Below are 16,611 nucleotides of genomic sequence, written 5' to 3'. Positions count from 1 at the left end.
TCACGCCGGCGTGTTTACATCACTTTGGCTTCGACTGAGTTATAGCTATTAGCCAGTAGATTAGCCAGCCCCGGAGCCCGGAAAAACCGGACTCCGGGGCTGCTGACGGATCAGCGGGCGGTGATCTTCCAGGCGCGGTGGATCCTGCTGTTGCGGGCGAAGTCCGGGGCGACGGTCTGGCTGCTGATTTCCTCGACGGCATAGCGCGCGCTGATGTTCTCCTCCAACTGGAACTTGCGGAAGTTGTTGGAGAAATACAGCACGCCACCCGGCGCCAGGCGAGCCATGGCCAGCTCGAGCAGTTGCACATGGTCGCGCTGGACATCGAACACGCCTTCCATCCGCTTGGAGTTGGAGAAGGTCGGCGGGTCGATGAAGATCAGGTCGAACTCGTCGCGGTTGCCTTCGAGCCAGGCCATCACATCACCCTGCTCCAGGCGGTTCTTGTCGGAGAAGCCGTTCAGCGACAGGTTGCGTCGTGCCCAGTCCAGGTAGGTCTTCGACAGGTCGACGCTGGTGGTGGTACGCGCGCCCCCCTTGGCCGCGTGCACGCTGGCGGTCGCGGTATAGCAGAACAGGTTGAGGAAGCGTTTGCCGGCCGCCTCCTTCTGGATCCGCAGGCGCATCGGCCGGTGGTCGAGGAACAGCCCGGTGTCGAGGTAGTCGGTCAGGTTGACCAGCAACTTCACACCACCTTCGCTGACCTCGAGGAACTTGCCCTGGGCGCCCTGGCGCTCGTACTGACGGGTGCCGCTCTGACGCTCGCGACGCTTGATGATCACCCGGCTCTTGTCGACGTTCAGCGCCTGGGGAATCGCCGCCAGGGCATCGAACAGGCGAGCCTGGGCCTTTTCCGGGTCGACCGACTTGGGCGCGGCATATTCCTGGACATGCACCCAGTCGTGATACAGGTCGATCGCCAGGGAGTATTCCGGCATGTCGGCGTCATAGACCCGATAGCAATCCACCCCCTCGCGCTTGGCCCACTTGCCCAGTTGCTTGAGATTCTTCTGCAGGCGGTTGGCGAACATCTGTCCGCCTTCGCTCAGGCGCGCCGGTTCGCTGGCGGGTGCGGCCGCCTTGGCCTCGGCGCCGGCGTCGGCCAGGTCACGCTCGACCTGGCGCTGCTCGGCGGTACGGCGTTCGCCGGTGACGAACTGGTCGGGACGCACCTTGATCAACAGCAGCTTGCACGGCAACGCACCGTTCCAGAACGCATACTGCTTGTGGCTGCGGATGCCCATGCGCTTGCCCAGGTCCGGCGCGCCGGTGAATACCGCCGCCTCCCAGTTCAGGCAGGCCTGGCGCAGGCGCTCGCCGAGGTTCTGGTAGAGATAGAGCAGGCTTGCCTCATCGCCCAGGCGCTCGCCGTAAGGCGGGTTGCAGATCACCAGGCCCTTCTGGTTCTGGTCCGGGCGCGGTTCGAAGGTCCCGACCTCGCCCTGGTAGATCTTGACCCAGTCGCTCAGGCCGGCCCGCTCGACGTTGTTGCGCCCCGGCTGGATCAGCCGCGGGTCGGCTTCATAACCGCGAATCCACAGCGGTGGCCTGGCCAGGCCCGCTTCGGCACGGGCGGCGGCCTCGGCATGGACCTTTTTCCACACCGCCGGCACATGCCCCAGCCAGGCATCGAAGCCCCAGTGGGCACGATTGAGATTCGGCGCAATATCGGCGGCGATCATCGCCGCTTCCACCAGGAAGGTGCCCACGCCACACATCGGGTCGGCCAGGGCGCCCCCTTCGGCGGCGATCCGCGGCCAGCCGGCCCGGATCAGCACCGCGGCCGCGAGGTTTTCCTTGAGCGGCGCGGCGCCCTGCTGCAGGCGGTAGCCGCGCTGGTGCAGGCTGTGCCCGGACAGGTCGAGGGAGAGAATCGCCTCGCCACGGTCGAGGCGCAGGTGGATGCGCAGGTCCGGGCTGACCTTGTCGATGGTCGGGCGCGCGCCGGCCGGCGTGCGCAACTTGTCGACGATCGCGTCCTTGACCTTGAGGGCACCGAAGTGGCTGTTGTCGATACCCGAACCGTGACCGCTGAACTCCACCGCCAGGCTGCCATCGGCCAGCATGTGGTCCTGCCAGTCGACATCCAGTACGCCCTGGTAGAGGTCCTCGGCGTTTTTCATCGGGAACCGCTTGAGCACCAGCAGCACGCGGTTGGCCAGCCGTGACCAGAGGCACAGCCGGTAGGCCGTCTCCATGGTGGCCTGGCCACGAATGGCCGAGGTGTGCTCGCGCGCCTCCTCAAGGCCAAGCCCGACGGCTTCCTCAAGGAGCAGGCCTTCGAGACCTTTGGGGCAGGTGAGGAAGAGTTCGTAACGATCCGACATGGGAATTCCAGGGCCTTGAGCAGTCAATGAACGGGCGACGCATCGCCCGCTCGGTTTCGATCGGGCACTTTTCTCGAAGAGTGCCCGTGTGGCGCATCATTACGCCGTTCCACCCCGGCTGATTCCATTTCCCGGCGACTTGAAAAAGCACGGGATAAAAGGAATTGGACGCCGGAGCAGTTCAATCTTTCCGCAACAAAAAGTCACATCGTGACCCTTCGTCGAATAATACCTGAGCACAACGGGTCGGTATTCGCAGGGGCGAATCAAACTCGCTGTTCATGCAAGGGCTGATCATAGCTGGATTTTCTGCCGTCAGCCGAGCAAATGGCCAGCCGATCTTATCGCCCTAACACTCATATCGTTACGTCCTTATGACAAAACGATCATTCACACGCCCCTGCGCATTGGTTAGAAATCAACACAGGTTGACGTCGTAATGGCGTCAACAACCCGCCCCAGCCGAAACTCGCCGACCAACGCGTGCGGGTCGTTTCGTGCGGAGCGGAGCCCGCCACGCCGGCAGCGGGCACCAAGCAGATGCAGAGCAATGCAATCTGCGCGACCTCGACGGAGGTCGACGGGACATATAACAGTCAACCAGTGAGGGCAACACCCTATGAGAAGACTCAAGCGTGATCCGTTGGAAAGAGCGTTTTTACGCGGATATCAGTACGGCGTTAACGGCAAATCCCGTGAGCTTTGCCCCTTTACTCTACCGTCGGTGCGCCAAGCCTGGATCAATGGCTGGCGCGAAGGACGTGGCGACAACTGGGACGGTATGACCGGCACCGCGGGCATCCACAGACTCAACGAACTTCACGCTGTCGGCTGATCAGGGCGCATTCCGACACCACAATCCGAGCATGACGATTCAACCAAGCGCGCCCCATCCGGGCGGCGGGCTTCGGCCCAGGGGGCTCCAGGTGGAGCCCTTTTTAATGCCCGCGATTCACCTTCCCAGCGCCTTCAGCGACGATAGGCCGCGATAGCGTCCACCGACTCGCGGATCAACGCCGGGCCCTTGTAGATGAAGCCCGAATACAACTGCACCAGGCTCGCACCGGCGGCGATCTTCTCAGCCGCGTGCTCGCCCTCGGTGATGCCGCCTGCGGCGATGATCGGCAGGCGGCCCGCCAGCTCCGCCGCGAGCACCTTGACCGTATGCGTGCTCTTCTCGCGCACCGGCGCACCGGACAGGCCGCCGGCCTCGTCACCGTGAACCAGGCCCTCGACACCGACCCGGCTCAGGGTGGTGTTGGTGGCGATCACCGCATCCATGCCCGACTCCAGCAGCGCCTGGGCCACCAGTACGGTTTCCTCATCGGTCATGTCCGGGGCGATCTTGATCGCCAGGGGCACATGCTTGCCATGCTGCGTGGCCAGTGCCTGCTGGCGCTGGTGCAGGGCTTCGAGCAACTGCTTGAGCGAATCACCGAACTGCAGGCTGCGCAGGCCCGGGGTGTTCGGCGAGCTGACGTTGACCGTGACGTAGCTGGCATGGGCGTAGACCTTGTCCAGGCAGATCAGGTAGTCGTCGACCGCCCGCTCCACCGGCGTATCGAAGTTCTTGCCGATGTTGATCCCGAGGATGCCGCTGTAGCGCGAGGCACGCACCCGGGCCAGCAGGTTGTCCACGCCCAGGTTGTTGAAGCCCATGCGGTTGATGATCGCCTCGGCCTCGGGCAGGCGGAAGATCCGTGGCTTGGGGTTGCCCGGCTGTGGCCGTGGGGTCACCGTGCCGATCTCGACGAAGCCGAAACCGAGCTGGGAGAAACCGTCGATGGCCGCACCGTTCTTGTCCAGGCCGGCGGCCAGACCTACCGGGTTGGGGAAGTTCAGCCCCATGACGGTCACCGGGCTCGAGGCCGGTGCCTTGCACAACAGGCCGTTGAGTCCCAGGCGACCGCCCGCACCGATCAGGTCCAGGGACAAGTCGTGGGAAGTTTCCGGGGAAAGTTTGAACAGCAGCTGGCGGGCCAGGTTATACATGGGCGGACATGACTCGGATGGCGGCGAATTGAACCGGTGATTATAGCCGGGCCGCCCCCTGACAAGCGAGGTCACCAGTCCGCGTTTTCCCAACTATCGTCAGCGGGTGGCTGGAACACCTCCTGCATATAGCGACTGATGAACAGGCTGGCGCCAAACAGCCGGGTCATCACCTCGCGCATCTCGCGTTCCTGTGCCGAGCCCGCCAAACCCTCCTCCTTGAAGCGCGCCAGGACCTGCCCGACCACTTTCACCTGTTCATTGAGGGTGTGGTAGTCCGGCCGGCCTTCGTCACTGCTACGGTAGCCGCTGATGAACCGCACGATCGCCGGCCCACCCGCTCCCGCCAGTTCCAGCACCTGTCGGTAGAAGTCCTCGAAGCCCGGCCCGGGCGGCTGGGCGGCGGCCAGCCGTTGCTCCACGGGTGACACCGGGTCGGCGGCGGCAGCAGAGATGGACGGGTTGCCTTCAATCCGCATCGTCGGCCCCCACCGGTGGCGGCAGATCGGTCCCGGTGAATGTCGCGACCAATCGCGCCAGGGCCTGCCGCGCCTGCTCATCCAGTTCGCGCACACTGTCGGGCAGGCCCGCCAGGCGGCTCAGCACCCGCGGTGCCAGTTGCTCACGAGCTGCTTCAAGCTCGAACTCGAACAGTTGCTCGCCCAGGCGGACCACATACCGTTCCTGATCGGAGAACTCGAACTTGACCGAAACCACGCCCAGGCGCTCCAGTTGCTCACGCAAGACCGCAACTCGCCCTCGACAGCGCAAGGGCAACAGCACCTGCAAGGTCATCCGCGTGGTATCGGCCTGCTCCGCCAGCCACTGTTCGAGCATCTGGTCGAACCAGCGCTGATCGTCCAGCAGGGACTTCAGCAACTGTCGGAGCGTCTCGGCCATCTGCCCATGCAACTGGTCGGCCAGACGCCGCGACTCGCACAACCCGCGGGCCAGGTCGACCGCCGCCTGCATCACGCCCTCGCCGTACCCTTCGGCAAAGGCCGAGGCCTGGATAGCCTCGACTTGCGCCTGGGCCTCATCGAGCAGATCACGGGCACGGCGGCGGGCCTCGAGCTCCAATACCCGGCAGCGACGGGCGGTTGCCAGCTCCTGGCGGGTGATATGTACGCGCTCGCCCGCAGGCAACGCCTCGAGGCTACGAATGGTGTCGAACATGTTGCACCGCCAGGAAAAACAGTGTGGGATCGGGCCGTACGACCGGCAAGCGGGCCTGCCAGGCAACCACCGTTTCGGGGAACAGCAGCCGCACTCGCTCGCTCAGCGCTGCGGGCAGCTCCCCGCTGAACGCCAACAGCTCGGCCAGCCCCACAGCCTCCACCTGCTCCAGCAGCGGATGGTCGACACTCAGCGCCCATGCCCGTCGGGGGCCGATCGCGCGCTGGGCGAAGTCACGCTCCTGCGCGGACAACAAGCCCATCCGCGCGCCCCGCGCCAGCTCCGGCCACAGGCGCTGCGCGCCCATCAAGCGGGCGATCTGCGGCAAATGCCGCCATTGCCGAATCCACACGCGACTGAACGAGCCAGGCGCGGGCAACGACATGGGCAGTTGCAGCCCCTCCAGCAGCATTCGGTTGAGTGCCTGCCGTGCCGGCTCGCCCGTGAAAGCCTCGGGCAGGTGCAGACGTCCGGCGGCAAGATAGTCCAGCGGCTGCCAGAGAATCCGCCGCAGGCATGGGTCCAGTTCGCTCATGGCCGTACCTGCCGGGTGCGCATGTGATGGAACCAGCCGGCGGTGGCGAGCAATCCGAGAAAGGTGACCAGGAGCACACCGGCAATCCACCAGCCGCCGCCGGGCGGCTCGACGGCTGCCGGCGCCACATGCTGGATAGGCTCGCGCCGACTGAGTACCACGGAAATGTGTTCGTATTCCAGCGCGGCGAAGCTGTTCTTCAACAGGCGCTTGATATCGCTGATCAACAGGCCCGGCTCGACGTCACGCTCATGCACCGCCAACGCCGAAAGATGCACCGGCGCGGCCTTGCGCCCGCCGTCGCCGGCATCCAGGTCATAGCTGACGTGCACCCGGGCCGAGACCACGCCTTCGAGCAGGCTCAGGGACTGCTCCAGGCGCTGTTCCAGGGCGGAGTAGAGCCGGGCCTTTTCCGCCCTGGGCGAGGCGACCAGGGAGTCGGCCGGAAACAGCTCGGCCACCTCCAGCCGCGGCCTGGAGGGCAACGAGTAGAGGTTGAGCAGGTCCACCGCGGCCGGGAAGTCGACCTGGGCCACGCTGACGCTGTAGCCGGCCTTGCCGTTGTCGTGCTTGACCACGCCGATGTTGTTGCGCTGCAGCACCGCCAGCACTTCATTGGCCTGTTGCTGATCAAGGCCTTCGAGCAGCGCCGGCTGGCGACAACCCGCCAGGCCCAGGCACAGCAGCAGCCATACCCAGGGTTTCATGACGCACGCAGCAGGGTTTCTGCCGTGCCCACGGCCTTGCGCACCAGGACGCTCAGCAGGTTGATATCGACGGTGTGCTGCGCGAGCTGCTCCTGCAGTTGTGCCAACCTTTCCGGGTGGGTGACATCGGGGCTGGCCAGTATCTGCCGGATACTCTCGACCCGCTCCGCCGAGCCCACCGCGGCGCCGGCAAACGCCTCGATCAGGCGGGCCTCCAGGGAGACCGCCGAGCTTTCCCCAGGGCTGCGCAGCTCGACCATCGCCACCTGCTCGGCAAGGCCAACGGTCGGAATCGAATTGGACATGGCATCCCTCGCAAAGGCCGGCGCTCGGCACCGGCCGGTTCGGTAACGGAAGATCAGCGCGCCGCCTGGATGGTCGACATGTCGATATCCTTGAAACCCTTGGTGGTGTTGGTCTGGACATTGCGGAACACGGTGTAGGAGGAAAAGGCCGTCTGGTAGGCGGCCAGCAGGCCGGGGTTCGACGGGTCATCCTTGAGTTTCTCCAGGGTCTGGTCGAGGATGTCCTTGAGCTCCTTGGCGCCACTCTCGAAAGCTTGCGCCTGCCTGCCCAGGAAATCGTCGGGAAAGTCGATCGGAGTTGGGGTCCTCATTCATCACCTCACTGGTTGCGTCGTTGGAAAATGCCAGGACGAATGGCCGGCCTTGATGTAGCCCCCGGGCCCTGCCTGAAACGAGCGGCCCTTGAACGGATCGTCACGAAGCTCGATATCGAAGCGCACGCTGCGGCTGCCCCAGCGCCGGTAGAACTCATCGACGAAGCGCCGGGCCTGCTCGCGCTCGGCATCGCGCAGATCACCGGAAACCTTGAACAGCATGCCCTCGCCCTGGCCGACCCGCTCGAACGACAGCCCCAGTTGCTCCAGGCCACGGGCCGCCAGAATGGCGGGCAGGCCCTGATCCAGCCCCTCGAAGTCCACCTGCCGCAGGTACGCGGCCTCGCCCAGCAGCAGCCGCGAGACCTGCTGCCGGAGTTCGGCATCGGGCTGGACGTCGACACCATGCAGTACCCGTACGCTGGCCGGCTGCGACAGGTCGACCCGCAACACCTTCAAGGCCGGCACCCGTTCGGCCAGCAACGACTCCAGGCGCCGGCCTTCCTCCAGTACATCCAGCACCGTGCTGGAGATGCGCTGCCGCATCAGTACCTGGCGACTCCAACCCGCATCGTGCACCGAGGTCACGAACACATAGACCCGCTCATCGCGCCCCTGCAGAACCTGGGTCGCCTCGCGGGTGCCGACGACCAGCGCGGCGATATCCGCCCGGGGACGCTCCATCGGTACCGACGAGACGGCCGCACAGACCGCCAGCAGGATGAACAGCAAGACCGTGGCCACCACCTTCCTGAGCCACGGCCGCCCGTCACGGGCAATGCCCGGCGGCCCGCTCGGCAGCGCGCCATCGAACAGCGCCGGCATCCAGGGCTCGCTCTCGGGCCGCAGGGCGACGACCAGCTCGCCGATCCGCTCGCAGCGCTGGAACGCCACCTCGCGCAATTCGACCTCGTCGCCGAGAATGCGCAGGCTCGCCCCCTGCGGGTCGAGCAGTACCTCGAAGTTGCAACCCCGTCGTTCGAGAGGAACGAAGATCGCTTCATCGGGCACGGCGGCGACCAGGTCATTGTCGCCGAGCAGTTCGGCAGCACCGACGATGAACAGCGTGCGGCTGTTGCAGAGCCTGAACTCGCACCCTTGCAACAGGCCACTGCCCACTCGCAGCACGCAGGGTAAAAAGGGGTTATCCGACATCACTACCCTCTTCGATAGGGAAAGCGTCGGTGGATGTTAGCCAGCCCTTTCCGGCCGATCCTGATCGCCCCACCGTCGTTGTCGGAATATTCCAATCAGAATCGCGCGCCACTCACGGCACCAATACCCGATAGAAACGCCAGACCTTGCGCGCATAGCGCTCGCGGGCGGCCTGGCGATCCTCGGCGCTGCCGGCGTTGTAGGCACCCACGGCGTCCCAGCCGTAGCCATGGCGATCGATCAAACGTGCCAGGATCGAGGCCCCGACCCACGCGCTCAGGCAAGGCTCCTCAAGCAGACGCTGCTCGGTAATCCCCTGCTCGGACAACCGCGGCAGGTGCAGGCTGTTGATCTGCATCAGGCCGATATCGCGGCTGCCATCCGGGTTGTGGTTCATCGCCTGCGGGCGCAGGCCGCTCTCCACATGGGCGATGGCGTACAACAGTTCCGGCTCGATACCATGGCCGCGCCCGGCACTCTCCCAGCAGAACGCCGGTGCCGAGCCCGCCCACGCCAGCAGCCACCAGGCAATGCGCCTGGGCCTCATGCCCGGTGTGGCGGCTGCCCTGCCACCGCATCCGCCGACGGCGCCAACTGCGCACAATGGGCCAGGATGGCAGCGTACTGGTCACGCAGCACCGGATGTTCATCGGCCTGTTCCTCCAGCACTTCGCGGGTCATGGCCAGAGCCAGCCGGGGATCGCGGGCAAAGGCGATGCGGATGCGCATCAGTTGGGCGGGCATCGAGGTGGGGTCCTGCCGCAACGCCGCGTCCAGGCACTCCAGCGCCCGTTCATCACGGCCGCCAGACCAGTGATGCCAGCCGTGCAGGTAGTGGATATCGGCCCGCTCGCAGCCCGGCAGACAGCGCTGGAACAACGCCTGGGCGGCCTCGTCGCAGCCTTGCAGGCTGGTGACCAGGGCCAGACGTGCCAGCGCTTCCCGATTGCCCGGCTCCAGTTGCAGCGCCCGGGCCAGCGCCTCGCGGGCGTTGCCCAGCGCCGTCTGCTGGTCGACCAGCCCCAGCAGCGACAGCGCCAGGTACGCGTCGGCCACTCCCCACCAGGGCGGAACGTAAGTCGCATCCATCTGCAGGCACTGGCGAAAATACAGCAGGGCCTCGCGCACGCTTTGCGGGGTGTGCCGCTGCAAACCGTACACGCCCTTGAGAAAGGCCAGGGCCAGGGGGTAGGAGGAACACCCGTCGACGGCCGGGCGCACCTCGGGCAGGTGCTGAGCCACCAGCGAGACCATCGACCTGAGCAGTTCGTCCCTGCTGCCCTGGATGGCTACGGGACCATGCACGAGACAGTGACCGTGGCCCCGGATCAATTCCACCGACGCTTCCCACTGCTCGCCGCGGACCTCAAAGCGCCCACTCAGGTAGTAGTCGGGCGCCAACTGCTCCATCAATTGCCGGGTATCGACCGCCCCCGGCCCCGGCAGGGTCAACGCCGCCGGCAGGATTCTGAGGGTTGCGTCGAATGCCGTCTTCAACTGGCGAATGGTCGCCTCCTGCAGATTCGACGCCGCCAGTTCATCCGCCTGGCGAAACGGCAATACCGCCAGCGACGGCCCCGCCGGATAATCACCCGGCGCAGGCGCCAGCGTCGCCACCGCCGCGTTGAAACGGTAGCCCTTGCCATACACGGTGGTGATATAGCCGCGCCCCGGCCCGAGCAGTTTGCGCAGGGCATAGATACAGCGCGTCAACGACTCCTCGGCGGCATCGCTGCCGGCCCACACGCAATCCAGCAGATGGTCCTTGGTCACCAGCCGGCCGGCACGGCCGAGCAGCAGACGCAGGACATGCAGTTCCTTGGGCGGCAGATGCACGCCCTTTCCATTGCGCAGCAGCACGCCATCACCTTGCAGCAGCCACTCGCCGAACGCGAAGGATTGTTTCAGGAAGTTATCAGTGGCAAGGCCCATATCGAGCTAGAAACCTCTATGCAGATGGACTGACATTCGGAAACGGGACCCGGGGAGCCCAGGCCCGTCACGAAGAACCCAGCGACTATAGAAATTTGACCAACAACATTCCGTAGGACGTTTCTCCATAAAAACAAGAAAAACACCACAAGATTTGAGGAGTGAAAAAACTTCAGGCAGCAGCAGAGCACAAACGGCAGAAAAGTCGTTACGAACCGTCGACCTTTTCCTCGGTTTTCCTGCGCTGCCGGGCATTTCCTACAAGCCGGCACACATCCGCGATGGTGCGCCAGCCGGCCACGCCCTCCTCGGGCAAGTCGATCTCGAACGCCTCGTTGAGCAGCAGCGCCATCTCGATGATGCCCATCGAATTCAGGTACAGGTCCTCGATCAGGCGCGACTCCAGCAGGACCTTGCGCCGCTCCAGTTGAAAGTGGCCCGCCAGCAGCACCACCACCTGTTGTTCGATGAAGTGCTCGCAGTGGCCTGGTGTCAGATAGCTCATCGGTTGTTTCTCCAGGGCAGGACGAAGCCTGCGGAGCAGGCCGCGGGCTTCGTCTTCGAGAAGGTATGAACGGTTCAGGCAGGCGGATCAGGTGTGGGTCATGCCTTTCAACATCTCCGTGAACTGGTTGATGTGGTTGGACAGGACCTTGATGAAGTTGTCGTAGGTGGAGTTGGCGCTGGAATACTTCTGCGTGAGTTCCTGGAGCTTGTTCTTCAGGCGCTCGGTCTGGGCATTGAAACCGGTCTGCCAGGCCTGGAAACTGGCGCTGTCGAGCACCACCTTGCCATCCTCCCCCACTTCCAAGGCGTCCAGGTCCTCGAGCATCTGCGTGAGCGGGCTCCGATCGATCAGCACGGACCAGGTGCCGTCACCATTGTCGCGCAGGCAACTGGCCGGCAATCCCAGCGCCTCGCACCACTTGGCAGCATCTTCCTTCGAGCCCTTGAACAGCTCGTCATCCAGTTCCGCCAACAGTGCCTCCAGTGCCTTCTTCAACTCGCCCACATCCAGCTCGATGTCCTTGCCCTCGTTGACCGCCTCCATCCATTGCTGGAGTTTCGAGGTGATCTGGCTGTTGAACGCATCGAAAAAGGCCGAGAATTTGTCCACGATGCCCTTGTAGATATTCAGGTAACGCTCGCCGATCAGATTGATCAGCTCGATCAGCTTGTCGAAGAACGTCGGTGCCTGGGGCAAGGACTTTTCACCCGGCGCGCGGATCTCGTCGGGCAACTCGTCGCCCAGTTCGTCGACGATCCACCACTGCCTGAGCACGACATCGTCCCGGCCCTCGATCATCCCGGCGACCAGCCCCTCGAACTTCTTCAGGCGATACTCCAGCGCCTGCTCGGCATACGTAAGACTGTCCCCATCGGCCTGTGCGACCTTGGGCAGGCGCTGCAACTGTGCCAGGACCTCCTCCAGCGCGATATCCAGCGGTTCCCTGGACGCAGGCCGGGGTAATGGCACTTCGATTTTCGGCTTCGGCTTCGGCACCGAATCCAAGTCACGAGCATGATCGTGGTCCCGATTCAAGACAGGCGCGTTGGTTAAAACTTCCATCAGGCACGCACCACGCCGTCAATAACGCTGTTACGGGACAGGAAGATCTGCTGGAAGATGTCCATCAGTTTCTGCAACAACGCGGCATCCCTGGCCTCGACCTGGCCCTGCTCTTCCGCCAGGCTTTTGTGCACGTTCTGATTGCTCTGCTGCAGCACCCCGCGCTCATTCTGGGCGTTCTCTTCAAGACGAATGGAGGCGCTCACCACATTGCTGACGACCGAGGACACCGAACTCATGCTGTTGCCGATCGCCGCCAACTGATCCGGAGTCCGTGACGCCAGTTGGCTCATCCACTGCGCAGTCTCCCGACGCTGGCCGGCGTCACTGATCAGATCCTTCAACGCATTGCGGTAGACCTCCTGTTCGTCAGGCGTCAGCGCACCCAACTGATCGGGGTCGCGCAGTTGTTTGTCCAGGTCCGCCTGCAGACGCCCGGCCTCCAGGGCTTCACTCCGGTGGGTGGTGATATCAGCCTGCCTGGCCTGAAAGCTCTTGAGCGACAGGACCAGACTGCCCCCGGACAAAGCGCCGGCGGCAATCGCCATCCCCAGGCTGGAATACAGGCTGGCATTGCCCGCTTCACGGATCGCCTTGCCCTGCTCCACCGCGGCATTGGCTGCCATCACACTGAAGTGCCCGCGCAACTGGGCGTTCGCCACCCTGGCGAAATTGAACGCGGTGATCGCCGTCAGCAACACGCCGACATGCTTTTCCCAGACCCTGGGATCGAAGCCGGACGATTCGGGTTCTTCGATGCCGACCTGCCGGACCACCTCGCTCGTCACCATGGCCAGCTCGCTGTCGCTGAGCCGGCTGATATCGGTCAGCCATGCCCGCTCCTCGTCGCCAAGCTGGCCAACCAGGCGGGCCAGAGCGGCAAGGTCGAACGAACAGAGTTCACGCAGTTTGCCAAGCTGCTGTGCATCCATCGGGCTGAGCAGTACGGCCAACTGGGCATCAGTGAAACCAAACTTCTCCAGCGGCCCTTTCAGCACCTGCAGGGTATGCGAATGGGCGCAAGCGACCTGACTGTCGAGCCGCTGCTGCAGCAACGCACCGTCGAGGAGGGACTTCACCGCTTGCGGCGCTACCCCGACCGACGCGGGCAGGGCAACCTCGCCGGCCACCGCCGGCATGGGCGCCCTATGGGAAATTTCAGTCATAAGCACTACCTCCGTTCCAGGCTGATATTGCGGGCGATCTGAAGCGCCGCGCTGTGATCCTGCTGCGCCTTGGCCATGAAGCGCTTCATCTGCTCGTCATTGTTCTCGACCAGGCGGGCGAAGGTCTCCAGCACCTCCTCCAGGTAGCCGCCCAGGGCATCGACGATGGCCATGCTGACGCGGATGTCGGCCAGGTGCTCCGCCCCCTGTTTCTGGTGGATCCCGTTCTTGATCTGCAGCCCCGACTGGGTGGCGGTGCCCGCTGTCTGTACCGTCGCCAGGAGCAGTTCGAGGCGGTTCTTCAATTGACCGACCGCCACCTCGTCGGTGGACGACGCCACCAGGCCACGCAACTGTTCCGCCAGCCTGGTCAGGCTCTTGCCGAGGCTGCCGAGGCTCTGCTTGAGCAGCTCCGGCACCACCTTGGAGAACACGTCGCCCATCTTTTCCATGACCTTGCTCATCACCGAGCCGAGCACCGGCCCGGCGGCCTGGATACCCACCACCGCGGCGGCGATGACCATGACCACCGCGGCAATCGCGCCCAACACCGCGCCGATGATCTTCGCCTTGTCCTCGGGCACACCCAGTGCCATCAAGGCCTGGCTGTACATGTCCGCCATGAGCTTGACCAGTTTCTGGAACACCTCCATCACCGGCTTCATGGCCTTTTCCATGAAGGAGTTGCCGGTCGCTTCCTTGACGATCATGTCCGACAGCGAAGCCAGCACCCCGACAATGCCAACCGCCGCGGCGACCAGCGCGCCGGCGGCGGGTGCGGCCGCTCCCAGGGTGGCAACGGTGCTGACCACCGCTACCACCGCGCTGATGGCCATGACCAGCCAGCCGAGGATCTTGCCCATGCAGCCCATGGCCTTCTGGGCCGCCTCGGCCTTGCGCACTTCCTCCTGGTATTCCTCGGACTTGATCCGCATGAACTCCTGGCGGGCCGCCTGCATATCGAGGAACAGTTCCTGGTCGGCCTGCAGCTGCCGGTCGGCCGCGTCGCCCAGCAACTCGATCAACCTGGCCATCGCCAGCACCAGGGCGCCCGCGGAACTCAGGTGCTGTTTGCCGAGTTCGTCAGCGATCGGCCGTCCCCCCGCCTTGTCCTGAACCTGCCGGGCCAACCCCTCGGCCCTGATGGCCGCGAGCTTGGCCTTGCCGAGCAGTTGGACATGGGCATCCGCGGCCTGCGAGAAGCCCTGTTGCAACGGAGCGACTGCCGCCTTGGCCCGATCCCGCCTGGCCAACGCTTCGGCATACTCCGGCGACGACGGATTCAGCGACGCCAGGTGCGACTCGGCCGCGTCGAGTTCGAGCTGGGCCTGGTCGAGCCGGGCCTTCAATGCCTCCAGCCGCTCCTGGCTGGTATCGACGTCGCCCTGGGCCGCCACCAGTTCGGCCAGCGCCCCGGCATAATCGGCGGACAGTTGTCGCAAGGCCTGCTCGGAGGCATGCGCCATCGAGCGCAGCAGCGACAGGCGGTTCTTCAAACTCTCCAGGCTGCTATTGCCCAGCAGTTCGACCAGCGAGGCGATCAGGCGGACGAACTCGCCCTCGGCGTTCAATTGACCTTCGCCGGCCCGCGCCGGTGGCGGTTGCAGCCGCGGCCGGGCATCGCTGCGCACGCCCCCTTCGGCCTGGTAGTCCACCGACTCCAGGCCCGCCAGCAGTTCATGGTTGAGCCGCTGGAACTCGTCGGTCCTGGCCGCCTTGCGGGCGGCCTCGGCATAGGGGCTTGCGTCAGGAACCACCAGGGGCCTGGTACCCACGACCCCATTGATGTCTGTCATTGCTGATCCTCCGTTGCTCGGCTATCGATATGACTCAAGGCATCGAGGTAGACCTGGGCCTGCCTGCGCAAGTCGTCATGGGTGACCCGTTCCAGCACATACTCGAAACACAGCTTGGCCTTGCCCCCCTGCCCGAGGGCGAGCTGGCACTGGCCGGTGTAGAACATCGGGCGGTAGTCGTCCTTGCCCTGGGCGAAGGCCACGGCATACAGCTCAATCGCCTTCTGGTGGTTGTTGCGCAACTGGTGTACCGCCGCCAGCCCCATCCAGTACTGGCTGTTGTAGAAGTCGTAGATGCACAGGAAGTGGAAAAACTTCTCCGCGTCGTCCAGTCGCCCCTGTTCGTAGAACTCGTAGGCATAGGCATAAAGACTGTCCATCTGCTCATCGCTGATCCCGCGCACATCCTTGAGCGGCAGGCCTTCCAGGACGGCCTGCACCGCCTCGAAAGCCATCTGTTCGTCCTCTTGCATGTCTTTGCGACTCATCGACCACACTCCTGAAGATGGCGCCAGCCTGATTGACGCCTGCATTGAGCCAAAATCCCCACGCCCCCACCGCCAAAATGCGCTCATGCCGGCAGCCCCCGAACGGGGCCGGCTCAGGCCTGCTCGACCTGTTCGAGCCAGACCAGCAGGCGCAGGACCTCCTCGATTTCCTGCAGCTTGATGAAGCTGTAGCGCTGGTGCGTGCGGTAGATCCGTCGGGCCAGGCGGATATCGCTGACCACCGCAATCCCCATTTCGCGGGCATAGGCGCGTACCGCCAGGGCCCGCTGGTTGGTCTCGATCACGCTGACCAGGGGGATGAAGCTCAGGTCCGGCCGGAAGTAGATGCCGATGGCGATATGCGTCGGGTTGGCGACGATGACCCGCGAACCACGGATGTCCGAGCGGACCTGCTCGGAAAGCAGCTCCAGGTGCAGGTCGCGGCGCTTGTGCTTGATCTGCGGATCGCCCTCCTGCTCCTTGTGCTCGCGCTTGACCGAATGCAGGTCCATCTTCAGTTCGCGGATGTGCAGCCAGTATTCGCTCAGGGCATCGAGCAGCACGATCAGCAGCGCACAGGCCATGAACGTCAGCAGCAGGCTCAGCAGCATCCGCCCCCAGGCCGGGAACAGGTCGGCCGGCTGGGCGAACAACTGGGCGAACAGCAACTGGCGCTCCGCCTGCCAGACCATCCACAGCGCCACGCCGAAGCTGCCGAGGTAGAGCACGGCCTTGAGGCTGTCCTTGAGCGTGCGCAGGCTGAACAGCTTCTTGAACCCGTTGATCGGGTTGAGCGCGTCCAGGTTCAGCTTCAGCGCCTCGAAGGCCAGGACGAAACCGCTCTGCAACAGCGCCGGCAGGGCACTGCTCAACACGCACACCAGCGACAGCGGCAGGATGCACAGCAACGCCAGCTCGAGCAGTTGCGCGCTGTAGCGCTGGGTATCATCGGCCAGGCCGGCGGCGATGATCCGTCGGTAGACCTCCATGACCTCCAGCAATGACACGCCGAACACCAGGAACAGGATTGCGCACAGCATCATGCAACTGATGACCAGATCCTTGGCCTTGAAGGTCTGGCCCTTGCGCGCGGAATCGCGCAGGCGCTTGGTGGTCGGCTTTTCGGTTTTCGAGGCACTGTCGGACAT

At 64.4% G+C, this 16,611-nt stretch carries 18 protein-coding genes; 1 reads left to right on the top strand and 17 read right to left on the bottom strand.

The annotated features are described in order from the left end of the window. Nucleotides 1–110 precede the first annotated feature (110 nt). On the bottom strand, nucleotides 111–2,327 hold the full coding sequence (gene rlmKL / locus ACM62G_RS20295; protein ID WP_419735407.1) for a bifunctional 23S rRNA (guanine(2069)-N(7))-methyltransferase RlmK/23S rRNA (guanine(2445)-N(2))-methyltransferase RlmL: 2,217 nt from the start codon (nucleotides 2,325–2,327) through the stop codon (nucleotides 111–113). A 619-nt stretch (nucleotides 2,328–2,946) separates the two neighbouring features. Between rlmKL and rmf the strand changes: the two genes are divergently transcribed. Continuing rightward, complete coding sequence (rmf, locus tag ACM62G_RS20290) at nucleotides 2,947–3,162, top strand: ribosome modulation factor (protein ID WP_010448881.1); 216 nt, start codon at nucleotides 2,947–2,949, stop codon at nucleotides 3,160–3,162. A 134-nt stretch (nucleotides 3,163–3,296) separates the two neighbouring features. Here rmf and ACM62G_RS20285 read toward each other — a convergent pair whose 3' ends face one another. The 16 genes from ACM62G_RS20285 to ACM62G_RS20210 all read right to left on the bottom strand — a co-directional run bounded on the left by ACM62G_RS20285 (nucleotide 3,297) and on the right by ACM62G_RS20210 (nucleotide 16,611). Beyond that, nucleotides 3,297–4,319, bottom strand: coding sequence for a quinone-dependent dihydroorotate dehydrogenase (locus ACM62G_RS20285; protein ID WP_054059466.1), 1,023 nt, complete (start codon nucleotides 4,317–4,319; stop codon nucleotides 3,297–3,299). 71 nt (nucleotides 4,320–4,390) lie between these two features. Next, nucleotides 4,391–4,798 carry a hypothetical protein gene (locus ACM62G_RS20280; protein WP_419735406.1) on the bottom strand — a complete coding sequence of 136 codons (408 nt, stop codon included), beginning with the start codon at nucleotides 4,796–4,798 and terminating at the stop codon, nucleotides 4,391–4,393. Beyond that, complete coding sequence (locus tag ACM62G_RS20275) at nucleotides 4,788–5,495, bottom strand: invasion protein OrgB (protein ID WP_419735405.1); 708 nt, start codon at nucleotides 5,493–5,495, stop codon at nucleotides 4,788–4,790. The genes ACM62G_RS20280 and ACM62G_RS20275 overlap by 11 nt, the downstream gene beginning before the upstream one ends. Then, complete coding sequence (locus ACM62G_RS20270; protein ID WP_419735404.1) at nucleotides 5,476–6,030, bottom strand: protein OrgA; 555 nt, start codon at nucleotides 6,028–6,030, stop codon at nucleotides 5,476–5,478. Before ACM62G_RS20270 ends, ACM62G_RS20275 begins: the two co-directional genes overlap by 20 nt. After that, nucleotides 6,027–6,737, bottom strand: a complete 711-nt coding sequence (locus ACM62G_RS20265) for an EscJ/YscJ/HrcJ family type III secretion inner membrane ring protein (protein WP_054059463.1) — start codon at nucleotides 6,735–6,737, stop codon at nucleotides 6,027–6,029. The genes ACM62G_RS20270 and ACM62G_RS20265 overlap by 4 nt, the downstream gene beginning before the upstream one ends. Next, complete coding sequence (sctI, locus tag ACM62G_RS20260; RefSeq protein WP_419735403.1) at nucleotides 6,734–7,042, bottom strand: type III secretion system inner rod subunit SctI; 309 nt, start codon at nucleotides 7,040–7,042, stop codon at nucleotides 6,734–6,736. Before sctI ends, ACM62G_RS20265 begins: the two co-directional genes overlap by 4 nt. Nucleotides 7,043–7,095: 53 nt before the next feature. Beyond that, nucleotides 7,096–7,353: a type III secretion system needle filament subunit SctF gene (gene sctF, locus ACM62G_RS20255; protein WP_273826068.1), complete on the bottom strand. Its 258-nt coding sequence runs from the start codon at nucleotides 7,351–7,353 to the stop codon at nucleotides 7,096–7,098. Nucleotides 7,354–7,356: 3 nt separating this feature from the next. Beyond that, nucleotides 7,357–8,511, bottom strand: a complete 1,155-nt coding sequence (locus ACM62G_RS20250; RefSeq protein ID WP_419735402.1) for a PrgH/EprH family type III secretion apparatus protein — start codon at nucleotides 8,509–8,511, stop codon at nucleotides 7,357–7,359. Nucleotides 8,512–8,623: 112 nt separating this feature from the next. Next, on the bottom strand, nucleotides 8,624–9,058 hold the full coding sequence (locus tag ACM62G_RS20245) for a transglycosylase SLT domain-containing protein (RefSeq protein ID WP_419735401.1): 435 nt from the start codon (nucleotides 9,056–9,058) through the stop codon (nucleotides 8,624–8,626). Beyond that, the gene (locus tag ACM62G_RS20240; protein WP_419735400.1) at nucleotides 9,055–10,443 is read right to left on the bottom strand and encodes a winged helix-turn-helix domain-containing protein; all 1,389 of its coding nucleotides are present in this window, start codon (nucleotides 10,441–10,443) and stop codon (nucleotides 9,055–9,057) included. Before ACM62G_RS20240 ends, ACM62G_RS20245 begins: the two co-directional genes overlap by 4 nt. 208 nt (nucleotides 10,444–10,651) lie before the next feature. Next, nucleotides 10,652–10,948: a phosphopantetheine-binding protein gene (locus tag ACM62G_RS20235; protein ID WP_054063022.1), complete on the bottom strand. Its 297-nt coding sequence runs from the start codon at nucleotides 10,946–10,948 to the stop codon at nucleotides 10,652–10,654. An 87-nt stretch (nucleotides 10,949–11,035) separates the two neighbouring features. Beyond that, nucleotides 11,036–11,947: an IpaD/SipD/SspD family type III secretion system needle tip protein gene (locus ACM62G_RS20230; protein WP_419735399.1), complete on the bottom strand. Its 912-nt coding sequence runs from the start codon at nucleotides 11,945–11,947 to the stop codon at nucleotides 11,036–11,038. Between the two features lie 65 nt (nucleotides 11,948–12,012). Further along, nucleotides 12,013–13,179: a protein IpaC gene (locus tag ACM62G_RS20225; protein WP_419735398.1), complete on the bottom strand. Its 1,167-nt coding sequence runs from the start codon at nucleotides 13,177–13,179 to the stop codon at nucleotides 12,013–12,015. Nucleotides 13,180–13,184: 5 nt separating this feature from the next. Beyond that, nucleotides 13,185–14,975, bottom strand: a complete 1,791-nt coding sequence (sctE, locus tag ACM62G_RS20220; RefSeq protein WP_273826062.1) for a type III secretion system translocon subunit SctE — start codon at nucleotides 14,973–14,975, stop codon at nucleotides 13,185–13,187. Beyond that, complete coding sequence (gene sicA, locus ACM62G_RS20215; protein ID WP_054059456.1) at nucleotides 14,972–15,463, bottom strand: type III secretion system translocator chaperone SicA; 492 nt, start codon at nucleotides 15,461–15,463, stop codon at nucleotides 14,972–14,974. Before sicA ends, sctE begins: the two co-directional genes overlap by 4 nt. A 113-nt stretch (nucleotides 15,464–15,576) precedes the next feature. Beyond that, a complete protein-coding gene (locus ACM62G_RS20210) occupies nucleotides 15,577–16,611 on the bottom strand; it encodes an EscU/YscU/HrcU family type III secretion system export apparatus switch protein (protein WP_054059455.1) in 1,035 nt (344 codons plus the stop codon).

Origin of the sequence: Pseudomonas sp. COR18 (genome assembly GCF_048568395.1) — a bacterium.
GTDB classification, from domain to species: Bacteria; Pseudomonadota; Gammaproteobacteria; order Pseudomonadales; family Pseudomonadaceae; genus Aquipseudomonas; species Aquipseudomonas fuscovaginae_B.
Note: the sequence above shows the minus strand (reverse complement) of the source record. Positions and strands in the feature narration are given on the sequence as shown.